11 protein-coding genes, 1 tRNA gene and 2 rRNA genes (1 of these 14 running past the window's edge) are annotated in these 21,912 nt (G+C 68.2%); 1 reads left to right on the top strand and 13 read right to left on the bottom strand.

Features of this window, described 5'->3' with window-relative positions:
* Positions 1 to 132: 132 nt before the first annotated feature.
* The 9 genes from LZ604_RS07605 to LZ604_RS07565 form a co-directional block, all read right to left on the bottom strand.
* On the bottom strand, positions 133 to 603 hold the full coding sequence (locus LZ604_RS07605) for a Dps family protein (protein WP_234513972.1): 471 nt from the start codon (positions 601 to 603) through the stop codon (positions 133 to 135).
* A 280-nt stretch (positions 604 to 883) separates the two neighbouring features.
* Positions 884 to 1,261 carry a helix-turn-helix domain-containing protein gene (locus tag LZ604_RS07600; protein ID WP_055511872.1) on the bottom strand — a complete coding sequence of 126 codons (378 nt, stop codon included), beginning with the start codon at positions 1,259 to 1,261 and terminating at the stop codon, positions 884 to 886.
* 109 nt (positions 1,262 to 1,370) lie between these two features.
* Positions 1,371 to 1,916 (bottom strand): CinA family protein, encoded by a 546-nt coding sequence (locus LZ604_RS07595; RefSeq protein ID WP_234513552.1) that lies wholly within the window; start codon positions 1,914 to 1,916, stop codon positions 1,371 to 1,373.
* On the bottom strand, positions 1,913 to 2,722 hold the full coding sequence (gene pgsA, locus LZ604_RS07590) for a CDP-diacylglycerol--glycerol-3-phosphate 3-phosphatidyltransferase (protein WP_234513550.1): 810 nt from the start codon (positions 2,720 to 2,722) through the stop codon (positions 1,913 to 1,915). The genes LZ604_RS07595 and pgsA overlap by 4 nt, the downstream gene beginning before the upstream one ends.
* Positions 2,719 to 4,191 carry a 30S ribosomal protein S12 methylthiotransferase RimO gene (rimO, locus tag LZ604_RS07585; protein WP_234513549.1) on the bottom strand — a complete coding sequence of 491 codons (1,473 nt, stop codon included), beginning with the start codon at positions 4,189 to 4,191 and terminating at the stop codon, positions 2,719 to 2,721. The genes pgsA and rimO overlap by 4 nt, the downstream gene beginning before the upstream one ends.
* 124 nt (positions 4,192 to 4,315) lie before the next feature.
* Positions 4,316 to 5,197: a helix-turn-helix domain-containing protein gene (locus tag LZ604_RS07580; RefSeq protein ID WP_234513548.1), complete on the bottom strand. Its 882-nt coding sequence runs from the start codon at positions 5,195 to 5,197 to the stop codon at positions 4,316 to 4,318.
* A 291-nt stretch (positions 5,198 to 5,488) separates the two neighbouring features.
* Complete coding sequence (locus tag LZ604_RS07575; RefSeq protein ID WP_267971088.1) at positions 5,489 to 8,188, bottom strand: DNA translocase FtsK; 2,700 nt, start codon at positions 8,186 to 8,188, stop codon at positions 5,489 to 5,491.
* Between the two features lie 225 nt (positions 8,189 to 8,413).
* Positions 8,414 to 9,097, bottom strand: a complete 684-nt coding sequence (locus LZ604_RS07570; protein ID WP_234513546.1) for a response regulator — start codon at positions 9,095 to 9,097, stop codon at positions 8,414 to 8,416.
* A 297-nt stretch (positions 9,098 to 9,394) separates the two neighbouring features.
* Positions 9,395 to 14,863: a HAMP domain-containing hybrid sensor histidine kinase/response regulator gene (locus LZ604_RS07565; protein WP_234513545.1), complete on the bottom strand. Its 5,469-nt coding sequence runs from the start codon at positions 14,861 to 14,863 to the stop codon at positions 9,395 to 9,397.
* 385 nt (positions 14,864 to 15,248) lie between these two features.
* On the opposite strand from LZ604_RS07565, the gene LZ604_RS07560 reads away from it, so the two are divergent.
* Positions 15,249 to 17,996, top strand: a complete 2,748-nt coding sequence (locus LZ604_RS07560) for a SpoIIE family protein phosphatase (RefSeq protein WP_234513971.1) — start codon at positions 15,249 to 15,251, stop codon at positions 17,994 to 17,996.
* 52 nt (positions 17,997 to 18,048) lie between these two features.
* On the opposite strand, the gene LZ604_RS07555 is transcribed toward LZ604_RS07560, so the two are convergent.
* The 4 genes from LZ604_RS07555 to LZ604_RS07540 all read right to left on the bottom strand — a co-directional run.
* Positions 18,049 to 18,121: transfer RNA gene (locus LZ604_RS07555), tRNA-Thr, on the bottom strand.
* An 85-nt stretch (positions 18,122 to 18,206) separates the two neighbouring features.
* Positions 18,207 to 18,869 (bottom strand): DegT/DnrJ/EryC1/StrS family aminotransferase, encoded by a 663-nt coding sequence (locus LZ604_RS07550; protein ID WP_234513970.1) that lies wholly within the window; start codon positions 18,867 to 18,869, stop codon positions 18,207 to 18,209.
* Between the two features lie 112 nt (positions 18,870 to 18,981).
* Positions 18,982 to 19,098, bottom strand: a 5S ribosomal RNA gene (rrf, locus tag LZ604_RS07545).
* 87 nt (positions 19,099 to 19,185) lie between these two features.
* Positions 19,186 to 21,912 (bottom strand): 23S ribosomal RNA (locus LZ604_RS07540); it runs 390 nt beyond the window's last position.

Here is a 21,912-nt window from a genome sequence, read left to right as displayed (position 1 = left end):
CAGGCGCACTGGACCCAGCGCATGCCGCCGGCATCTGTCGCACACGGCGCACCCCGCGCACGCCCTCCCCCGTGCCCGGCCCCACCAGGCGAGCCGGTGGTCCCTCGTGGCACGCCCGCGCGCCCGTTCTCCTCACCCGTTCTCCGCCTGGAACATCCAGTGGTGCTTCTCGAGGTCCGCGGTGATGCCGATGAAGATGTCCTGGCTCACCGGATCCGGCTGGGCGGTCGCCTGCACCCGCTCCCGCATACGCGCGATCACCGCACCGAGCGCGGAGACGAGCGTGCCCACCGCGTCGGTGTCCTTGACCCAGCCCTGTGGCACCGCCCCGATGCCGCTGCCCTCGGCGACGGTCGCGGCGCGCCCGTCCGGCGGGACGCCGAGCGCCGAGGCCCGTTCCGCCACGGTGTCGGAGTGCTGCCGCGCGCTGTCGACGACCTCGTCGAGCTGGAGGTGGATGGAGCGGAAGCGCGGCCCGATCACGTTCCAGTGCACCTGTTTGGCCACGAGGGAGAGGTCCACCAGGTCCACCAGGGCTCCCTGCAGGGCGTCGGAGACGGTCTTGAGGTCCTTGTCCGACAGCGGGCTCTTCACGACGTACATCGGCATCCTCCGCAAGCGTGAGTACGGCCCCGATCCCCCGCCTCTCCACGATGACCGGACCCCCCGGGCCCGGCAAACGGGCCGCGGGCCCGCCGAGCCGCCCCCCTGCGGCGCCCCGCGGTCACCGGTGGCGGGTCACCACCCAGGGCGCGCAGGAGCCCGGAGAGCCCAAGAGCCCAGGACGCACGAGAGCCCCGGCCGCACCCCTCCAGGTCTTCCCGGAGAGGCCCCGGCCGGGGCTCTCGCACACTTCGCCGCCTTGCCCGCCTGTGTGCGGGTCTCAGGCGGCGACCACGTCCACTGCCTCGGTAGGCGCCTTGATCGTGACCCGTTCCGGTGGGACACCGGCGACGGACACGGAATTGAGCATCGGGCGACGCACCGGTGCGGGCACCGGCTCGGTGGCCGCTGCCGACTGTGCCAGCTCGGCGAGCGCGAGCTCGTCGCTCACTTCCCGCATGAGCTCGGACATCCGTACGTCCAGCGCGTCGCAGATCGCGGAGAGCAGTTCGGAGGACGCCTCCTTCTGCCCCCGCTCCACCTCGGAGAGATAGCCGAGCGAAACTCGGGCGGACGAGGAGACTTCGCGCAGAGTACGGCCCTGGCGCTGGCGCTGCCGACGCAGCACGTCACCCAGCAGGCGACGGAGCAGAATCATCGGTGGCTCCCTCCTCGGACCGCGAAACCGCATCCTTCACGCCCCACCGTACCGCCTTGCGCCGCGGCCGTGCGGGGAGCGCTGTTGTGTTCACTCAGGGCTGCAAACATCAAGTCCCCCCGTTCTGTTCCGTATCCTGTGCCCGCTCATTCCCAGTCTGTTCGCCCGCAAGCTGCTCGAGAAGCAGGGCGAGTACGCTCCGTACACTCTCCATACGGATTTCCGCACGGTCGCCGTTCAACCGCAGCGCGGCCACTTTCCCGCCACCGAGTTCGTCGGAAACTCCTTCGAACGGCCCGTCCACGGCCACGAAGACCGTGCCGACGGGCTGCCCGTCCTGCGGGTCGGGGCCGGCCACGCCGGTGGTCGCGAGACCCCAGTCCGCACCGAGCGCCTTGCGCACACCTGCCGCCATCTGGGCGGCGACCTGCGGGTCCACCGCTCCTCGCTCGGCCAGCAGGGTGCCGTCCACCCCGAGGACGTCCCGCTTCAGATCGGTGGCATAGGCCGTCACGGAGCCGCGGAAGACCTGGGAGGCCCCGGCCACCGCCGTGATCTCCGCCGCCACCAGACCACCGGTCAGCGACTCGGCGACGGCGAGCGTCTCGCCCCTCACTGTCAGTAGTCGCAGCACCTCGGTGGCCCTGGAATTCAACGTTCCGCCTCCTCGGCCGCGGCGCGGCGCTCGGCGATGCCGCGCCTGCGCAGCACAATGGCCTGTCTCACATAGTCGAGCCCGGTGACGACGGTCAGAACGAGCGCGACGGCCATCACCCAGAACCTCAGGGTCGCCAGCCACCCCGTGAGCGCCAGGACGTACATCCCGACGGCGACGCCCTGCGTCAGCGTCTTCAGCTTGCCGCCCCGGCTCGCCGGTATCACCCCGTAGCGGATGACCAGGAAGCGCAGCAGGGTGATGCCCAGCTCACGGCCGAGGATCACCCCCGTCACCCACCACGGCAGGTCGCCGAGCCAGGACAGACAGATCAGGGCCGCTCCCATGATCGCCTTGTCGGCGATGGGGTCGGCGATCTTCCCGAAGTCGGTGACGAGGTTGTACGTACGCGCCAGATGACCGTCGAACAGGTCGGTGATCATGGCGATGGCGAAGGCCGCCCAGGCGAGCGAGCGCCACGCCGGGTCGTATCCGCCGCCCGCCAGCATCAGTGCGACAAAGCCGGGCACCAGGACCAGGCGCAGCATCGTCAGGAGGTTGGCGACGTTCCAGACGCTGGCCTGGTTGACCGCGGCGGCCGTCAGCTTGCCGCCCCGCGGCGGCCGTACACCGTCCGGGGAGCCGGGGGCGTCCGGGCCCGGGACCGCCTGGGCGGCCGGAACACCGGAAGGTCCCTTGCCGCCCTTGGGGCCGGACATGGCCGCGGTGCCGGGGACGCCCGGGACGGACGCCGTGCCCCGCGCGCGGGAGGAGCCGCCCGCCGCGGATGCCGGGATTCCGGTCATCTGCCCGCCTCCTCAGGACACCCGAGCGAGCCCGCAAGCGGCTCGGCCACCAGGTCGACACCCTCCGTACCGACCACCTTCGCCTCGACCATACGGCCCACGGCCAGACCCGTGCCCTCCGTGAACACCACCTGGCCGTCCGTCTCGGGCGCCTGGTGCCCGGCGCGGCCGTAGGCCCCCTCCTCCGCGTCCACCGACTCCACGAGCACCTGGACCGTCTCCCCGACGCGCTCCTCGGCTCGCTGCGACACCAGTTCCTCGGCAAGCCGGGAGATGTGGGCCAGCCGCTCGGCGACGACGTCCTCGTCGAGCTTGCCGTCGTACGTCGCGGCCTCCGTGCCCTCCTCGTCGGAGTAGCCGAAGACACCGATCGCGTCCAGCCTGGCACCGTTCAGGAAGCGCTCCAGTTCGGCCAGGTCGGACTCCGTCTCGCCGGGGAAGCCCACGATGAAGTTGGAACGCACACCCGCCCCCGGCGCCTTGCTTCTGATGGTGTCCAGCAGCTCCAGGAAGCGGTCGGTGTCACCGAAGCGCCGCATCGCGCGCAGCACGCCGGGCGCGGAGTGCTGGAAGGACAGATCGAAGTAGGGCACGACCTTGGGGGTCGAGGTGAGCACGTCGATCAGGCCGGGCCGCATCTCGGCCGGCTGGAGGTAGCTGACGCGGACCCGCTCGACGCCGTCCACCTCGGCGAGCTCGGGCAGCAGGGACTCCAGGAGACGGATGTCACCGAGGTCCTTGCCGTACGAGGTGTTGTTCTCGGAGACCAGCATGATCTCCTTCACGCCCTGCTCGGCCAGCCAGCGTGTCTCGTTCAGCACATCGCTCGGGCGGCGGGAGATGAAGGAGCCGCGGAAGGACGGGATGGCGCAGAAGGAGCAGCGCCGGTCGCAGCCGGAGGCGAGCTTCACCGAGGCGACCGGGGAGCCGTCCAGACGGCGGCGCAGCGGCGCACGGGGGCCCGAGGCCGGGGCGACGCCCTCCGGGAGGTCGGCCGGGCCGTGGCCCGGCAGCGCGACGCCCGCGGCGGACTCCTGCCGCTCCGCCGGCGTGATCGGCAGCAGCTTGCGCCGGTCGCGCGGGGTGTGCGAGGCGTGGATGCCGCCGTTCAGGATGGTCTGGAGGCGGTCCGAGATGTCCGCGTAGTCGTCGAACCCGAGCACGCCGTCGGCCTCGGGGAGGGCCTCGGCCAGTTCCTTGCCGTACCGCTCGGCCATGCAGCCCACCGCCACGACGGCCTGGGTTCTGCCGTGTCCCTTGAGGTCGTTGGCCTCCAGGAGGGCGTCGACGGAGTCCTTCTTGGCGGCCTCGACGAAGCCGCACGTGTTCACCACGGCGACGTCCGCTTCCTGGGCGTCCTCCACGAGCTGCCAGCCGTCCGCCTCCAAACGGCCTGCGAGCTCCTCCGAGTCCACCTCGTTACGGGCGCAGCCAAGGGTGACGAGTGCGACGGTACGGCGTTCAGACATGGGCTCAAGACTACTTCGTCCCGCTGACAGCCCACGTCGACGGGGTTGGCCGATCTTGGCCAACCCCGTGTGTCCGTGCCCCTTGCGTACCGCTCGGCCGCCTCCCGGGCCCGGCGGCCGTCCGTCACCCGGTGACGGGGTCACCCTTCGTATAGGTCAGGCGCTCGACCTGACCGGGCCGGAAGTCGTCCTGGATCTTCTTGCCGTTGACGTACAGCTCGATGGCGCCCGCGTCACCGAGGACCAGGTCGATCTTCTCCTTGTCCTGGAAGGTCTGCGAGTCGCCTTTCTTGAGCAGGCCGTCGAAGAGGGTGCGTCCGTTGTGATCCTTTGCCGAGATCCAGCTGCGGCCGTCGGCTGCGCTGACCTGGACCGTCACCTTGTCGCGGGGCGCGGCCGCGATGGCGCTGTCGGACGGCTCGGGCTTGGGCTCGGCGGGCTTGCTGCTCTTGGGTGTGGCCGAGACCGGCTTGCCGGTGCTCGCCTGGGGTCCCTTGGCGATCGGCGTCTTGGCGCTCTGCCCGCCGTCGCCTCCCTTGACCAGGGTGAACCCGACGAAGCCGATCACGGCGACGATCGCCGCGACCATGGCCGCGGTCCAGTTGGGCCCGCGGCGCTCGGGGCGGATACGTTCCGCCTCGAAGAGCGGGGCCGCCGGGGTCGGGGCGGGCCGTCCGCCGTGCTCGGCGGCGAACTGTTCGAGCAGCGGGGCGGGGTCGAGATGCACGGCCCGCGCGAGCGTGCGAATGTGGCCGCGGGCGTAGACGTCGCCGCCGCACGGCGCGAAGTCGTCCCGTTCGATCGCGTGCACGATGGCGATGCGGACCCGGGTGGCATTGCTGACCTCGTCGACGGTCAGCCCGGCCGCGATGCGCGCCTGCTGCAGGGCTCGGCCGATCGAGAGGCGGTCCGACGCCCCGGCGTCTTCACGGGCGTCTTCTCGGTCGTCGTCGAAGGGACGTGCGTCCTCAGGGGAGTTGTCGTCAGGGGAGTTGCCGATGGACACGGGGGCGCCTTTCGAGCGTGTAGCCACCTGTGCTGGAAGTTCAGTCTAGGGGGGTAACGAAAGGGTGGGGCAACCGGGCGGTAGGACTTTGTACGCCATCAGAACGGCCGGTCATCCTGATGGTGGGACATATTCTCGTCGTCTTGCTCAACTTGACGTACGTGGCGGGGGAACGGTTGCTCACGGAACACTTACGAGTGGGTCACGGTCCATCGCCGGGCGCGTCGCCGGGGTTCCGGCGACGCGGCCCGGTCCACCCGCTCGCACGGTGAACCGGGAACCTCCGAATCCCTACGGTTGAGACTCCCCGCGAATCAGGGCGAGCACTCCGTCCAGTTCGTCGGGTTTCACCAGGACGTCGCGGGCCTTGGATCCCTCGCTGGGGCCGACGATGTTCCGTGACTCCATGAGGTCCATCAGACGGCCTGCCTTGGCGAAGCCGACGCGCAGCTTCCGCTGGAGCATCGAGGTGGATCCGAACTGGGTGGAGACGACCAGTTCTGCCGCCTGGCACAGCAGGTCGAGGTCGTCGCCGATGTCCTCGTCGATCTCCTTCTTCTGCTTGCCGCCGACCGTGACATCGTCCCGGAAGACGGGCGCCATCTGCTCCTTGCAGTGCCGGACGACCGCCGCGACCTCCTCCTCGGTCACGAACGCGCCCTGCATACGGGTCGGCTTGTTCGCGCCCATCGGCAGAAACAGCCCGTCGCCCTTGCCGATCAGCTTCTCGGCGCCGGGCTGGTCGAGGATGACGCGCGAGTCGGCCAGGGAGGAGGTGGCGAAGGCGAGCCGGGACGGCACGTTCGCCTTGATCAGACCGGTGACGACGTCAACGGACGGCCGCTGCGTGGCGAGCACCAGATGGATGCCCGCCGCGCGCGCGAGCTGCGTGATGCGCACGATCGCATCCTCGACATCGCGCGGTGCGACCATCATCAAATCGGCCAGCTCGTCGACGATCACCAGCAGGTACGGGTAGGGCTGCAGTTCGCGCTCGCTGCCCTCGGGCGACTTGATCTTGCCGTTTCTGATCGCCTCGTTGAAGTCGTCGATGTGCCGGAAGCCGTACGCCGCGAGGTCGTCGTAGCGCAGGTCCATCTCCCGTACGACCCACTGGAGCGCCTCCGCTGCCCGCTTCGGGTTGGTGATGATCGGCGTGATCAGGTGCGGAATGCCCTCGTACGCGGTCAGCTCGACGCGCTTGGGGTCGACGAGGACCATGCGCACGTCCTCCGGTGTCGCGCGCATCATGATCGAGGTGATCAGGCAGTTGATGCAGGACGACTTGCCGGAGCCGGTGGCACCGGCGACGAGGATGTGCGGCATCTTCGCGATGTTCGCCATCACATAGCCGCCTTCGACGTCCTTGCCGAGCGCCACCAGCATGGGGTGGTCGTCCTCGGCGGCCTCCGCGAGGCGGAGCACATCACCGAGGTTGACCATCTCCCGGTCGGTGTTGGGGATCTCGATGCCGACCGCGGACTTGCCGGGGATAGGGCTGATGATCCGAACGTCGGGGCTGGCGACGGCGTACGCGATGTTCTTGGTGAGCGCGGTGATCCGCTCGACCTTCACGGCGGGGCCCAGCTCCACCTCGTAGCGGGTGACCGTCGGGCCCCGGGTGAAGCCGGTGACGGCCGCGTCGACCTTGAACTCGGTGAAGACGTTCGTGAGCGCGGCGACGACGGCGTCGTTGGCGGCGCTGCGCGCCTTGCCTGGGCCGCCGCGCTCCAGGAGGTCCAGAGCGGGCAGGGAGTAGGTGATGTCGCCGGAGAGCTGGAGCTGCTCGGCGCGCGGCGGCAGGTCCCGGTGTTCCTGCGGGGGCGTCTTGGTCAGATCGGGCACCGCCGGCTCGGCCGTGAGCCGCTCCTGCTGGGGCCGCGCGGCCGGCACGGGTGTCGGCGTCGTCGGCTCGCGGTCCCCGGCGCTGACCCCCTGGGTGAGATCGGCGACGAGCGGGGACGGCGGCATGCCGTGCAGGACGGCGCCGTCCAGGGCGGCAGCGGCGGCCGCCGCGACGTCCACGGCGTCCATCTGCCGGCCCGCGGCGGGCTGCTGCGCGGCGGGGCGCCGGGCGCGGCCGCGCCGCCGGGCGATCGCGTCCTGCTCGGCCGCGTCCGGGTCGTAGGGCTGGTCGGCGGGGCTTCGCCGCCGGGAACGGGGCAGCGCCTCACGCCACTGTTCGTCGTACCGCTCGTCGTCCTCGCCGGGGAAGTCGTCCGGGGCGTGCAGGAGACCCAGCTTCACACCGAGCAGCCGCAGCCGCTGCGGAATGGCGGTGACGGGTGTGGCGGTGACGACGAGCAGTCCGAAGAAGGTGAGCAGGACGAGCAGCGCCACCGCGAGGGCATCGCCCATGGTGTACGTCAGTGGTGTGGCCGCGCCCCAGCCGATGAGCCCGCCGGCGTCCCTTATCGCCTGCATGCCGTCGCTGCGCGCGGGGCCGCCGCAGCCGATGTGCACCTGGCCGAGCACCCCGATCACCAGCGCGGACAGGCCGATGACGATACGGCCGTTGGCCTCCGGCCGCTCCGGATGCAGGATCAGGCGCACCGCGATCACGCCGAGCAGTATCGGCACGAGCAGGTCCAGCCGGCCGAACGCGCCGGTGACCAGCATCTCGACGAGGTCGCCCACCGGGCCGCGCAGATTGGCCCAGGTGCCCGCGGCGACGATCAGCGACAGGCCGAGCAGCAGGAGCGCGAGGCCGTCCTTGCGGTGTGCCGGGTCGAGCCCCTTCGCGCCCCGCCCGAAGCCGCGGAGCATCGCTCCGACGGCGTGCGCGAGGCCGAGCCAGAGGGCGCGTACGAGTCTGTACACGCCCGCGGTCGGGTTGGGCGCCGGCGCGGGGGCGGGCTTCTTCGCCGCGGACTTCCTGGCGGGTGTCTTCTTCGCGGCGGCTTTCTTCGCGGGGGCCCTCTTCGCCGGAGCCTGCCTCGGAGCGGCCGCCTTCTTCGCGGGCGACTTCTTGGCTGCGGGACGTGAGGCCATGAGTGTGAGGTTACCGGTGGAGGCGACAGGGGACACGCGTGGCCACAGCTTCACCCGTTCGTGTCGCCCTTGGAGAGGCACGAAACTGACGCGAGCTCAAGGCGACTGCGCCGCCTGGCGGAGAAGCGTGGCCGAACGCGCGGCTGACACCAGGGCTCCGAGACCGGCACCACGGGCCACGACGCGCGGCCGTCGCCTCTCGGCTCACCCGCGGAGCGAATCCCTTCAGCTCTGGGACGGTACCGGGGCTGTGCCGCTGCCCGTGCCCGGTTCCAGGGCGTCCAGGGCGCGGCGCAGGCCCGTGAGTTTGCGCTCGAGATGGGCCGCGGTCGCCACCGCCGCCGCGTCCGCCGACTCGTCGTCGAGCTGCTTGGACAGCGCCTCGGCCTGCTCCTCGACCGCGGCGAGCCGCGCGGACAGCTCGGCGAGCAGCCCGGCCGGCTCCTTGCTGTCACCGGCCGCGGACTTGCCGCCACCCTCCAGCTGCAGCCGCAGCAGTGCCGCCTGCTCGCGCAGCTGGCAGTTCTTCATGTACAGCTCGACGAACACGGAGACCTTCGCGCGCAGCACCCACGGGTCGAACGGCTTGGAGATGTAGTCCACCGCGCCGGCCGCGTATCCCCGGAAGGTGTGGTGCGGGCCGTGGTTGATGGCGGTCAGGAAGATGATCGGGATGTCACGTGTCCGCTCCCGCCGCTTGATGTGCGCGGCGGTCTCGAACCCGTCCATACCCGGCATCTGGACGTCCAGCAGAATGACCGCGAAGTCGTCCGTCAGCAGTGCCTTGAGCGCTTCCTCCCCGGACGATGCCCTGACCAGCGTCTGATCGAGCGCGGAGAGGATGGCCTCCAGCGCCAGCAGATTCTCCGGCCGGTCATCGACCAGGAGGATCTTGGCCTTCTGCACCATGGCCCGCCCTCCTCGCCCCGGCGTGGGGCCTCCCCTGTCCTCAGGACTCGGAGTGACACCTCCCGGAGCCACCCCAGGGGACGACTCCCTTGCGCCGCCCGTCCTTGTGCCGGTCATCGTAGCCGCACCCCGCCTGTCGCCACACCCTGTCACCGCGATGTCACTGTGCACATAGCAGAAACGCGGCAGGGGACCAGAAGGTTCCCCGCACACCGCACTTCTACACGGCCCCGACACCACCCCGTCAGCAACTCCGCGTGAACATTCGGCGTGCCCTCCACCGCACAGACTTCCACGTCACTGCACACGCATCCATTGTTCCATCACGGACAGCAGATGATCGGGATCGACCGGCTTGGTCACGTAGTCGGAGGCGCCCGACTCGATGGCCTTCTCCCGGTCACCCTTCATCGCCTTCGCCGTCAGCGCGATGATCGGCAGCCCGGCGAACTGCGGCATCCGCCGGATCGCCGTGGTCGTGGCATACCCGTCCATCTCAGGCATCATGATGTCCATCAGGACGACCGCGACATCGTCGTGCTGTTCCAGCACCTCGATGCCCTCCCGGCCGTTCTCGGCGTACAGCACCGACAGGCCGTGCTGCTCCAGCACGCTGGTGAGCGCGAAGACGTTGCGGATGTCGTCGTCGACGATCAGCACCTTCTCGCTGTCGAACCGCACGCCCTGCCGCGTCTTGGGCCCCTCCTGCTGCTCGCCGGGCCACTGCTCCTGCCCTCCGCCGGCGCCGCGCTGTCCGCCCGCGGAGACCGCCCTGCGCCGCCGCCGGAAGAGGGCCGCGGGCCCGTTCTGGGTCTCCTGGTACGACTTGACCTCGGCCGGGGTCTCGATGTCCGGCGCGGACAGCTCCGCCTCGGACGCCAGCAGCTCGTCCGCCTCCAAGGCGGGCGCCAGCTGCGCGTAGCCCTGCGGCGGCAGTTCACTGGGGTGCAGCGGCAGATACAGGGTGAACGTCGAGCCGCGCCCGGGCTCGCTCTGCGCGTGGATCTCGCCGCCCAGCAGCCGCGCGATCTCGCGCGAGATGGACAACCCGAGGCCCGTACCGCCGTACTTGCGGCTCGTCGTGCCGTCCGCCTGCTTGAACGCCTCGAAGATCACCCGCATCTTGCTCGCCGCGATGCCGATGCCGGTGTCGGCCACCGAGAAGGCGATCAGTTCCGCGTCCGGGTCCCGCAGCGAGCCGGCCTCCAGCAGCTGCTCCCGGATGGCCATGGGCACATCGTTGCCCGCCGGGCGGATGACCAGCTCGACGGCCCCGGTGTCGGTGAACTTCACCGCGTTGGACAGCAGGTTGCGCAGCACCTGCAGCAGGCGCTGCTCGTCGGTGTGCAGTGTGGCGGGCAGCTCCGGCGACACCCGTACGGAGAAGTCGAGCCCCTTCTCCGCGGTCAGCGGCCGGAACGTGGCCTCCACGTAGTCGACGAGCTGCACCAGCGCGATGCGCGTCGGCGAGACGTCCATCTTGCCCGCCTCGACCTTCGACAGGTCCAGGATGTCGTTGATCAGCTGGAGCAGGTCGGAACCGGCGCCGTGGATGGTCTCCGCGAACTCCACCTGCTTCGGCGAGAGGTTCCCCTCGGCATTGTCGGCGAGCAACTTGGCCAGGATCAGCAGGGAGTTGAGCGGCGTGCGCAGCTCGTGCGACATATTGGCCAGGAACTCGCTCTTGTAGCGCATGGAGACCGCGAGCTGCTCGGCGCGCTCCTCCAACACCTGCCGCGCCTCCTCGATCTCGGTGTTCTTGACCTCGATGTCCCGGTTCTGCTGGGCCAGCAGCTCGGCCTTCTCCTCCAGTTCGGCGTTGGACGACTGGAGGGCCTTCTGCCGCTGCTCCAGCTCCTCCGACCGCAGCCTGAGTTGCTCGGTCAGTTCCTGCGACTGCTTCAGCAGGACCTCCGTCTTGGTGTTGACGGAGATGGTGTTGACGCTCGTCGCGATCATCTCGGCGATCTGGTTCAGGAAGTCCCTCTGGATCTGCGTGAACGGGGTGAAGGACGCCAGCTCGATGACGCCGAGCACGGTCCCCTCGAACAGCACCGGAAGGACGATCACCTGCGCGGGGGGCGCGTCCCCGAGCCCGGAGGAGATCTTCAGATAGCCGCTCGGGGCGTTCTCCACCAGGATCGTGCGCTTCTCCTTGGCGGCCGTCCCGATCAGCGCCTCACCCGGCCGGAACGACGTCGGCATGGAGCCCATGGAGTAGCCGTAGGACCCCAGCATGCGCAGCTCGTACGCCTCGTCCGCGTCGGCACCCAGGTCCTTGCCGTCGACCAGCGGCATGGCGAGGAAGAACGCGCCGTGCTGCGCGGAGACCACCGGCGTCAGCTCGCTCATGATCAGCGAGGCCACGTCCTCCAGATCACGGCGGCCCTGCATCAGGGCGGAGATACGGGCCAGGTTGCCCTTGAGCCAGTCCTGCTCCTTGTTGGCGATCGTGGTGTCCCGCAGGTTGGCGATCATCTTGTTGATGTAGTCCTGAAGTTCCTGGATCTCGCCCGAGGCATCCACATCGATCTTCAGGTTGAGGTCGCCGCGGGTCACCGCGGTCGCCACGCGCGCGATGGCACGCACCTGCCGGGTCAGGTTCCCGGCCATCTCGTTCACCGACTCGGTGAGGTCCCGCCAGGTGCCGTCGACGTCACGCACGCGTGCCTGACCACCGAGCTGTCCCTCGGTGCCCACCTCGCGGGCCACGCGGGTGACCTCCTCGGCGAAGCTGGACAGCTGGTCGACCATCGTGTTGATGGTCGTCTTGAGCTCGAGGATCTCACCACGGGCGTCAATGTCGATCTTCTTCGTCAGGTCACCCTTGGCGATGGCCGTGGTGACCATGGCGATATTGCGCACCTGACCGGTCAGGTTGGACGCCATCTGGTTCACGGACTCGGTGAGGTCCTTCCACGTGCCGGCCACACCCGGTACGTGCGCCTGGCCACCGAGGATGCCGTCCGTGCCCACCTCGCGGGCCACCTTGGTGACCTGGTCGGCGAACGAACTCAGCGTCTTCACCATGGTGTTGAAGGTGTCGGCGAGCTGCGCGACCTCGCCGCGCGCCTCGATCGTCACCGTCCGCGTCAGGTCGCCGTTGGCGACGGCCGCCGCGACCTGGGAGATGTTGCGCACCTGCATGGTCAGGTTGTTGGCCATGAGGTTGACGTTGTCGCTGAGGTCCTTCCAGATGCCCGTGACGCCGGGGACGTGCGCCTGGCCGCCGAGGATGCCCTCGGTGCCCACCTCACGGGCCACCCGCGTCACCTGCTCGGCGAAGGACGACAGCTGGTCGACCATCGTGTTGACGGTGGTGACCAGCTCGAGGATCTCGCCCCTGGCGTCGACGGTGATCTTCTTCGACAGGTCGCCCTTGGCGACCGCGGTGGTGACCTCGGCGATGTTGCGCACCTGGATCGTCAGGTTGTTCGCCATGAAGTTCACGGACTGCGTGAGGTCCTTCCAGGTGCCCGAGACACCCTGCACCTCGGCCTGGCCGCCGAGGATGCCCTCGGTGCCCACCTCACGGGCCACCCGCGTCACCTGCTCGGCGAAGTTGGAGAGCTGGTCGACCATCGTGTTGATGGTGTTCTTCAGCTCCAGGATCTCGCCGCGCGCGTCCACGTCGATCTTCTGCGACAGATCACCCCGCGCCACCGCCGTCGCGACCTGCGCGATGTTGCGCACCTGGGTGGTGAGGTTGCCCGCCATGCCGTTGACGGAGTCGGTCAGGTCGCGCCACACACCGGCCACGCCCGGCACCTGCGCCTGACCGCCGAGCCGGCCCTCGGTGCCCACCTCACGGGCCACCCGGGTCACCTGCTCGGCGAACGCCGAGAGCTGGTCCACCAGGTTGTTGATGGTGTTCTTCAGCTCCAGGATCTCGCCGCGCGCGTCCACGTCGATCTTCTGCGACAGATCACCCCGCGCCACCGCCGTCGTCACCTGGGCGATCTGCCTCACCTGCGAGGTGAGGTTGCCCGCCATGAAGTTGACGGAGTCGGTGAGCTCCTTCCAGGTGCCGGAGACACCCGGCACCACGGCCTGGCCGCCCAGACGGCCCTCCGTACCGACGTCCCGGGCCATACGCGTGACCTGGTCGGCGAACGCGGACAGCTGGTCCACCATCGTGTTCACGGTGTTCTTCAGCTGGAGCATCTCACCGGACACGTCAACGGTGACCTTCTGCGACAGGTCGCCGTTGGCCACCGCCGTCGTGACCTGCGCGATATTGCGGACCTGACCGGTGAGGTTGCGGAACGCCGTGTTGACGGAGTCCGTGAGGTCCTTCCACGTGCCGGCCGCGCCCGTCACCTGCGCCTGGCCGCCCAGCTCACCCTCGACGCCGATCTCCCGCGCCACCCTGGTGACCTCGGAACCGAAGGCGGACAGCTGGTCCACCATCCCGTTGACGGTGTTCTTCAGCTCCAGCATCTCGCCGGCGACGTCGACGGTGACCTTCTGCGACAGGTCGCCGCTGGCCACCGCCGTGGTGACGGCGGCGATGTCCCGCACCTGGGTGGTCAGATTCCGGAAGACCGTGTTCACCGAGTCGGTGAGGTCCTTCCACGTGCCCGCCGCACCCGGCACATTCGCCTGCCCGCCGAGCCGGCCCTCGCCGCCCACCTCGTTGGCCACCCGGGTGACCTCGTCCGCGAAGGTGCGCAGCGTCTCGGTCATCTGGTTGATCGTCTCGGCGAGCTGCGCGATCTCGCCGCGCGCCGACACGGTGACCTTCTGCGACAGGTCGCCGTTGGCCACCGCGGTCGTCACCTGCGCGATGCCGCGCACCTGGGCGGTCAGATTGCCGGCCATCAGGTTCACCGAGTCGGTGAGGTCCTTCCACACGCCCGACACACCGGGCACCTGGGCCTGGCCACCCAGCTCGCCCTCGGTACCGACCTCCCGGGCGACCCGCGTGACCTCGGAGGAGAAGGACGCCAGCTGGTCCACCATCGTGTTGACGGTGTTCTTCAGCTCCAGCATCTCGCCGGCCACATGAACCGTGACCTTCCGCGACAGGTCACCCTTCGCGACCGCCGTCGTCACCAGGGCGATGTCCCGCACCTGTGCGGTCAGCCGGTACGCCATCGTATTGACCGAATCCGTGAGATCCTTCCACGAACCGGACATACCTCGCACGCGTGCCTGACCGCCCAGCTTGCCCTCGGTGCCCACCTCGATGGCCACCCGCGTGACCTCGTCGGTGAACGTCGACAACTGGTCGACCAGGTTGTTGACCGTACGGCCCACCTTCAGGAACTCGCCGCGCAGCGGATGCCCCGTCCCCTCCGCCCCAGGCGTCCGCAGCTCCATCCGCGGCGACAGATCGCCCTCGGCGACCGCCGACAGCACCCGGCTCACCTCGGAGACGGGGCGTACGAGATCCTCGACGAGTGCGTTGGACGCGTCGATCGCGGCCGCCCAGGAGCCCTCGCAGGCACCCGTCTCCAGCCGCTCGGTGAGCTTGCCCTCACGCCCGACCACGCGCCGCACCCGCGCCAGCTCCCCGGTCAGGTGCAGATTCCGGTCCGCCACCTCGTTGAAGACGGCGGCGATTTCGGCCATCACTCCGTCGCCGGAGACCGTCAGCCGCTTCCGGAAATTTCCGTCCCTCATGGACTCCAGGGCCGTCAGCAGCCGGTTCAGGGCCGCCGTGTCCACCGCGGTGGTTCCCTTGCGCGCGGTGCGCTGGTTGCTCAGGGACTGTCCGCCTTTCGCGCGCGTCTTCGTGCCCCGCGTCGCTGCGCCAGACTCCACTGTGTCCCTCCCGCAGGTGGTCGACCATCACTGCTGTGCTCAGGGGTACTGCTCGACGTAACCGGTCACTGGCCCGTAGGAGTGCCTGTTTCCACTTCCACCGGACACGCGCGGTGCTCCTGCCCGGCTTGGCGGGAGACACTCAGCCTGCCCGAACCTCCTTTTGGAAGCTTGCCCAGTGTTTCACCCTGCCTGAACCAGGCCATAACAGTTCGGCAGCTTCGCACACGCTCCGCACACCTTCCGGACGTAAACACCGGCGACCGGCATCCGCATGGACCGCGAAGGTAAGTAACCTTGCATGCGGCTGTCCAGCCGCGCCGGTCCGACCGGCCTGGGCGGTGGCACGAGCACGAGCGGGCAGGCATCGGAGGGGCACCGCACCATGACCACCGGACTGCGTCCCGGGGGACACCCCCAGGATCCTCGGCAGCGGGCGAACCAGCCTCTGCCCCGGCAGGAGGGGGTCGGCCCAGGCGCCCCGCACGTCGAGAACCGGACAGGGAGTTCTGTGATCACCGCGCGCGCGGCCGCCAGCTTCGAGCCCGTCGGACGATCCGTGGCGACCGCCCGGGCGTTCGTCCGCGACACCCTCCAGGGCTGGGGCTTCGCGGACATCGTCGACGATGCCGTGGTCCTCACCAGCGAGCTGGTCACGAACGCCGTCGTACACGCGGGCACCGCCGCGGAGGTCCTGTGCCTGCGCAGCGACGACGGCGTACGCATCGAGGTCGCCGACCGCTATCCGGAACGTGAGATCCCGCTCCAGTCGAGCGCCGTGAACATGGGGAGCCCCGACCGGGAGGGCGGCCGCGGCCTGCAACTCTGCGCCGCCCTGGCCAACCGCTGGGGTGTCGATTACACACCGACGCACAAACAGGTCTGGTTCCAACTGGATCTACCGGAACGCCCCGTGGGCACCCGCGCGGCGGGTCCCTCGCTCCCCGCGGACCTCCTGCCGCTCGCGGACGGCCGGGTCCGCGTCGCGGTCGTCCAGATCGACCGCAAGGGCACCATCACCGCCTGGAACGAGGACGCGGAGGACCTCTTCGGATACGCGGCCGACCAGGTCACCGGCAGACCGCTCACCGACCTCGCCGCCTGGCCGCACACCCCCGGCACCGGCACCGGGATCGCCGAGGCCCTCCGGCTCTCCCGCTGGGAGGGCAGCTACGGCATCCGCGGCGCCGACGGGCGGGTGAACCCCGTGTACGCCTCCCACCTGCGTGTACGCGACACGGCCGGCGAACCGTCCACGGTCTGCCTGCTGGTGCGCGACCACGAGCGGGCCGTGCTCCAGACCCCCCTGCGGGGCCCCGCCACCGACACGTCCACCGTCTCGGACGGCAACACCCCGGACCCCTTCGAGGTCTTCATCGGCTCGCCGGCCCCCGACGATCTCGACGGCCTCCTCCAGCGCACGGTGGAGCGCGCCCGCGACATGCTCGACGGCGACGCCGCCTTCCTCCTGCTGGCCACCGACGACGAAACGGAGCTGGAGGTGCGCGCCTCGACCGGCCTGCCCTCCGCCCGCCAGCGCTTCGCCCGCGTCCCGGTCGAGGCGGGCCCTGGCCGCTACGGCTCGGCCCGTATGCCCGCCGTCCACGACGACCTGGCCGCCGTACCCGGCGCGGTGCCCCTGCTGAGCGGCACGGGCATGCGCTCCGTGGTCACGGTCCCGCTGAAGGTGGAGGGCCGTCTGACCGGCTCCCTCGGTGTCGCTGCCGAGTCGCCCTCCCGGTACTCCAACGAAGAGGCGCTGCGTCTGCAGTTCGCGGCGGACCGAATCGCGCTGGCCGTGGAATCGGCCCGTCTGGGAGAGCTGGAGCGGCTGCGCCGCGGCTCGCTGAGCTTCCTCGTCGAGGCCTCCGACCTCCTCGCCGGCACGCTGGACCGGGACCAGACGCTGGCTCTCATGGCCCAGATGACGATTCCGACGCTGGCCACCTGGTGCGCGGTGTACACGATCGCCGACCAGGCGTCGGAGCCCTACCTCTCCTACGTCCTGCACGAGGACGAGGAGCGCATCGACGGCCTCAAGGCGCTCCTGGCGAAGATCCCCCCGCCGGAACCCATCCCCACACCCGGCGCCCGGGTCTGGGCGGCCCCCGCGGACGCGGCCCACGAGGCGGCGCTGCGCACCTCGATGCGGAGCCTGGGCCTGGGCGAGCCGCCCCCGCTCAGCTCCGGCATCGGCACGACACTGGCGACGGCCTCCACGGTCGGCGGCGAAACGGTCGTACTGCCTCTCGTGGCCCGCAACCGCGTCATCGGCATGCTGACCCTCGGCAAGCCGACGGACGAACACTTCCGCCAGGAGATCCTGGAACTGGCCGAGGACCTGAGCCGACGGGCCGCCCTGGCCCTGGACAACGCCCGGCTGTACTCGGAGCGCACGGCCATCAGCCAGTCCCTCCAGCGCAGCCTGCTCCCGCCGGAGCTCCCGCGCATCGACGGCGTCGAGGTCGAGGTGATCTACCGCGCGGCCGGCGAGGGCAACGAGGTCGGCGGCGACTTCTACGACCTGTTCCCGATCCGCGACGGCGCATACGGCTTCGCCATCGGCGACGTCTGCGGTACGGGCCCGGAGGCGGCCGCGGTCACCGGCCTGGCCCGCCACGCCCTGCGGCTGCTGGCCCGGGAGGGCTTCGGCGGCCCGGCGGTGCTCGAGCGCCTGAACTCCGCGATCCTCGACGAGGGGGCGCGCAGCCGCTTCCTGACGCTGCTCTACGGCGAATTGTGGCCCCAGGAGGACGGCAGCGCCGTGCTGAAGGTGGTCTGCGCCGGCCATCCGCTCCCGCTGCGTCTGCGCCAGGACGGCACGGTGGAACCTGCGGCGGAACCGCAGCCACTGCTCGGTGTGATGGAGGACCTGGAGCTGTACGAGCAGACGGTGACGCTCGATCCCGGAGACGTCCTGCTGTGCGTCACGGACGGCGTCACCGAACGACGCGAGGGCACGCGCATGTTGGGCGACGACGGACTCACGGAGGTCCTCACCACCTGCACGGGCCTCACGGCGGGCGCGGTGGCCGCGCGGATCATGCGCGCGGTCGAACGCTTCGCCTCGGACGCCCCGTCGGACGACATGGCGATTCTGGCGATGCGTGTACCGGGCCTTCCGAAGGACTGAGGAAGGGCAACACGAAGAAGGCCCCGCCCTGATGGGCGGGGCCTTCTGGCTGAGCCCCCAAACGGAATCGAACCGTTGACCTTCTCCTTACCATGGAGACGCTCTGCCGACTGAGCTATAGGGGCCTGTCACCTATTTCGAGGATTCCCTCGCGGCAACGGAATAGATCGTACCCCGAACTGGCGTGTGTTCCCAAACGGGGGGCACCGCTCAGAATGCGGGTTGCAGCAACCCTCCCAGGGCGTTGCACGCCGAGACGATCCGGTTCATCTCACGCTTCGTCAGCGAGGCGTCCACCGGCAGGGCGAGGGTCTCGTCGGCCGCACGCTCGGTCTCGGGCAGACACACGTCCCGGCGGAAATCCGGCATGCGGTGGACGGGGGTCTTCACCGGCACCCGGCACTCAACTCCCCTGGCCCGTACGGCCCGTGCGAAGGCGTCCCGGTCCGGTCGGCCGTTGCCCGGCACCCGCACGACGTACTGCTGATAGGTGTGGCCGCCGCTGCCCTCGGGCGTACGCACACCGCGCAGCCGCCGGTCCAGGTACGCCGCTCGTTCCCGCCGCTGGGCCACCTCGGCGTACGGCGTCTCGGACTCTCCCTGTTCCAGCACCAGCAGCCCGTGCCGCTGTCCGATCTCGTGCAGATGCGGCACATCGGCGGGTTGGCCGAACCGATGCACGACGACGACCGCGACGGTCTGCGGGCTCACCGCGGCTTCGACGGCAAGGGGGTCCAGGCAGTACGTCACCGGGTCTATGTCGGCGAACACCGGGATCGCCCCGGCCAGGGTCACGGCCTCGGCAACATCGATGTTCCCGAAGGCCGGCACGATGACCTCGTCACCGTGACCGATACCTGCGGCCCTGAGCATTCCAGCGGTACCCATGGCTGGGATGTTCGTCCGGCAAAGTGAACGCAAAGTGACGGGCAACGCAAAAGAGCTGGTCCCCGAACCGAAGTTCGGGGACCAGCTCTGAAGTATTGTTCGGCGGTGTCCTACTCTCCCACAGGGTCCCCCCTGCAGTACCATCGGCGCTGTAAGGCTTAGCTTCCGGGTTCGGAATGTAACCGGGCGTTTCCCTCACGCTATGACCACCGAAACACTATGAAACTGACAACCCGGCCGCCGTATCACTACAACGGGGTTGTTCGTGGTTTCAGAACCAACACAGTGGACGCGAGCAACTGAGGACAAGCCCTCGGCCTATTAGTACCGGTCACCTCCACACGTTACCGTGCTTCCAGATCCGGCCTATCAACCCAGTCGTCTACTGGGAGCCTTACCCCATCAAGTGGGTGGGAGTCCTCATCTCGAAGCAGGCTTCCCGCTTAGATGCTTTCAGCGGTTATCCCTCCCGAACGTAGCCAACCAGCCATGCCCTTGGCAGAACAACTGGCACACCAGAGGTTCGTCCGTCCCGGTCCTCTCGTACTAGGGACAGCCCTTCTCAAGACTCCTACGCGCACAGCGGATAGGGACCGAACTGTCTCACGACGTTCTAAACCCAGCTCGCGTACCGCTTTAATGGGCGAACAGCCCAACCCTTGGGACCGACTCCAGCCCCAGGATGCGACGAGCCGACATCGAGGTGCCAAACCATCCCGTCGATATGGACTCTTGGGGAAGATCAGCCTGTTATCCCCGGGGTACCTTTTATCCGTTGAGCGACGGCGCTTCCACAAGCCACCGCCGGATCACTAGTCCCGACTTTCGTCCCTGCTCGACCCGTCGGTCTCACAGTCAAGCTCCCTTGTGCACTTACACTCAACACCTGATTGCCAACCAGGCTGAGGGAACCTTTGGGCGCCTCCGTTACCCTTTAGGAGGCAACCGCCCCAGTTAAACTACCCATCAGACACTGTCCCCGATCCGGATCACGGACCCGGGTTAGACATCCAGCACGACCAGACTGGTATTTCAACGACGACTCCACCCGAACTGGCGTCCGAGCTTCACAGTCTCCCAGCTATCCTACACAAGCCGAACCGAACACCAATATCAAACTGTAGTAAAGGTCCCGGGGTCTTTCCGTCCTGCTGCGCGAAACGAGCATCTTTACTCGTAGTGCAATTTCACCGGGCCTATGGTTGAGACAGTCGAGAAGTCGTTACGCCATTCGTGCAGGTCGGAACTTACCCGACAAGGAATTTCGCTACCTTAGGATGGTTATAGTTACCACCGCCGTTTACTGGCGCTTAAGTTCTCAGCTTCGCCCACCCGAAAGTGAGCTAACCGGTCCCCTTAACGTTCCAGCACCGGGCAGGCGTCAGTCCGTATACATCGCCTTACGGCTTCGCACGGACCTGTGTTTTTAGTAAACAGTCGCTTCTCGCTGGTCTCTGCGGCCACCCCCAGCTCGAGGAGCAAGTCCTCTCACCAGAGCTGGCCCCCCTTCTCCCGAAGTTACGGGGGCATTTTGCCGAGTTCCTTAACCATAGTTCACCCGAACGCCTCGGTATTCTCTACCTGACCACCTGAGTCGGTTTAGGGTACGGGCCGCCATGAAACTCGCTAGAGGCTTTTCTCGACAGCATAGGATCATCCACTTCGCCACAATCGGCTCGGCATCAGGTCTCAGACACAAGCCAGGCGGATTTACCTACCTGACGTCCTACACCCTTACCCCGGGACAACCACCGCCCGGGATGGACTACCTTCCTGCGTCACCCCATCACTCACCTACTACCAGCTCGGGTCACCGGCTCCACCACTCCGAACCACGTCAAAGACGGGGCCCGGCGGCTTCACGGGCTTAGCATCACTGGATTCAATGTTTGACGCTTCACAGCGGGTACCGGAATATCAACCGGTTATCCATCGACTACGCCTGTCGGCCTCGCCTTAGGTCCCGACTTACCCTGGGCAGATCAGCTTGACCCAGGAACCCTTAGTCAATCGGCGCACACGTTTCCCACGTGTGAATCGCTACTCATGCCTGCATTCTCACTCGTCAACCGTCCACGACTACCTTCCAGTGCCGCTTCACCCGGCAGACGACGCTCCCCTACCCATCACAGCCGGCGTTGGCCGTTATGCTGCAATGACACGACTTCGGCGGTACGCTTGAGCCCCGCTACATTGTCGGCGCGGAATCACTAGACCAGTGAGCTATTACGCACTCTTTCAAGGGTGGCTGCTTCTAAGCCAACCTCCTGGTTGTCTGTGCGACTCCACATCCTTTCCCACTTAGCGTACGCTTAGGGGCCTTAGTCGATGCTCTGGGCTGTTTCCCTCTCGACCATGGAGCTTATCCCCCACAGTCTCACTGCCGCGCTCTCACTTACCGGCATTCGGAGTTTGGCTAAGGTCAGTAACCCGGTAGGGCCCATCGCCTATCCAGTGCTCTACCTCCGGCAAGAAACACACGACGCTGCACCTAAATGCATTTCGGGGAGAACCAGCTATCACGGAGTTTGATTGGCCTTTCACCCCTAACCACAGGTCATCCCCCAGGTTTTCAACCCTGGTGGGTTCGGTCCTCCACGAAGTCTTACCTCCGCTTCAACCTGCCCATGGCTAGATCACTCCGCTTCGGGTCTTGAGCGTGCTACTCAAACGCCCTATTCGGACTCGCTTTCGCTACGGCTACCCCACACGGGTTAACCTCGCAACACACCGCAAACTCGCAGGCTCATTCTTCAAAAGGCACGCAGTCACGAGAGCCCGAAGGCTCCGACGCTCCCACGGCTTGTAGGCACACGGTTTCAGGTACTATTTCACTCCCCTCCCGGGGTACTTTTCACCATTCCCTCACGGTACTATCCGCTATCGGTCACCAGGGAATATTTAGGCTTAGCGGGTGGTCCCGCCAGATTCACACGGGATTTCTCGGGCCCCGTGCTACTTGGGTGTCTCTCAAACGAGCCGCTGACGTTTCAGCTACGGGGGTCTTACCCTCTACGCCGGACCTTTC

Source organism: Streptomyces glomeratus (genome assembly GCF_021462825.1).
GTDB lineage: Bacteria > Actinomycetota > Actinomycetes > Streptomycetales > Streptomycetaceae > Streptomyces > Streptomyces glomeratus.
This window is presented reverse-complemented; position numbering and strand designations above follow the sequence as displayed.

What these genes read in the sequence shown, in the direction of transcription:
- LZ604_RS07550 (WP_234513970.1), bottom strand. Translation starts at nt 18,869, where the DNA reads ATGCTCAGGGCCGCAGGTATCGGTCACGGTGACGAGGTCATCGTGCCG.
- LZ604_RS07570 (WP_234513546.1), bottom strand. Translation starts at nt 9,097, where the DNA reads ATGGTGCAGAAGGCCAAGATCCTCCTGGTCGATGACCGGCCGGAGAAT.
- LZ604_RS07605 (WP_234513972.1), bottom strand. Translation starts at nt 603, where the DNA reads ATGTACGTCGTGAAGAGCCCGCTGTCGGACAAGGACCTCAAGACCGTC.
- LZ604_RS07600 (WP_055511872.1), bottom strand. Translation starts at nt 1,261, where the DNA reads ATGATTCTGCTCCGTCGCCTGCTGGGTGACGTGCTGCGTCGGCAGCGC.
- LZ604_RS07575 (WP_267971088.1), bottom strand. Translation starts at nt 8,188, where the DNA reads ATGGCCTCACGTCCCGCAGCCAAGAAGTCGCCCGCGAAGAAGGCGGCC.
- rimO (WP_234513549.1), bottom strand. Translation starts at nt 4,191, where the DNA reads ATGTCTGAACGCCGTACCGTCGCACTCGTCACCCTTGGCTGCGCCCGT.
- LZ604_RS07560 (WP_234513971.1), top strand. Translation starts at nt 15,249, where the DNA reads ATGACCACCGGACTGCGTCCCGGGGGACACCCCCAGGATCCTCGGCAG.
- pgsA (WP_234513550.1), bottom strand. Translation starts at nt 2,722, where the DNA reads ATGACCGGAATCCCGGCATCCGCGGCGGGCGGCTCCTCCCGCGCGCGG.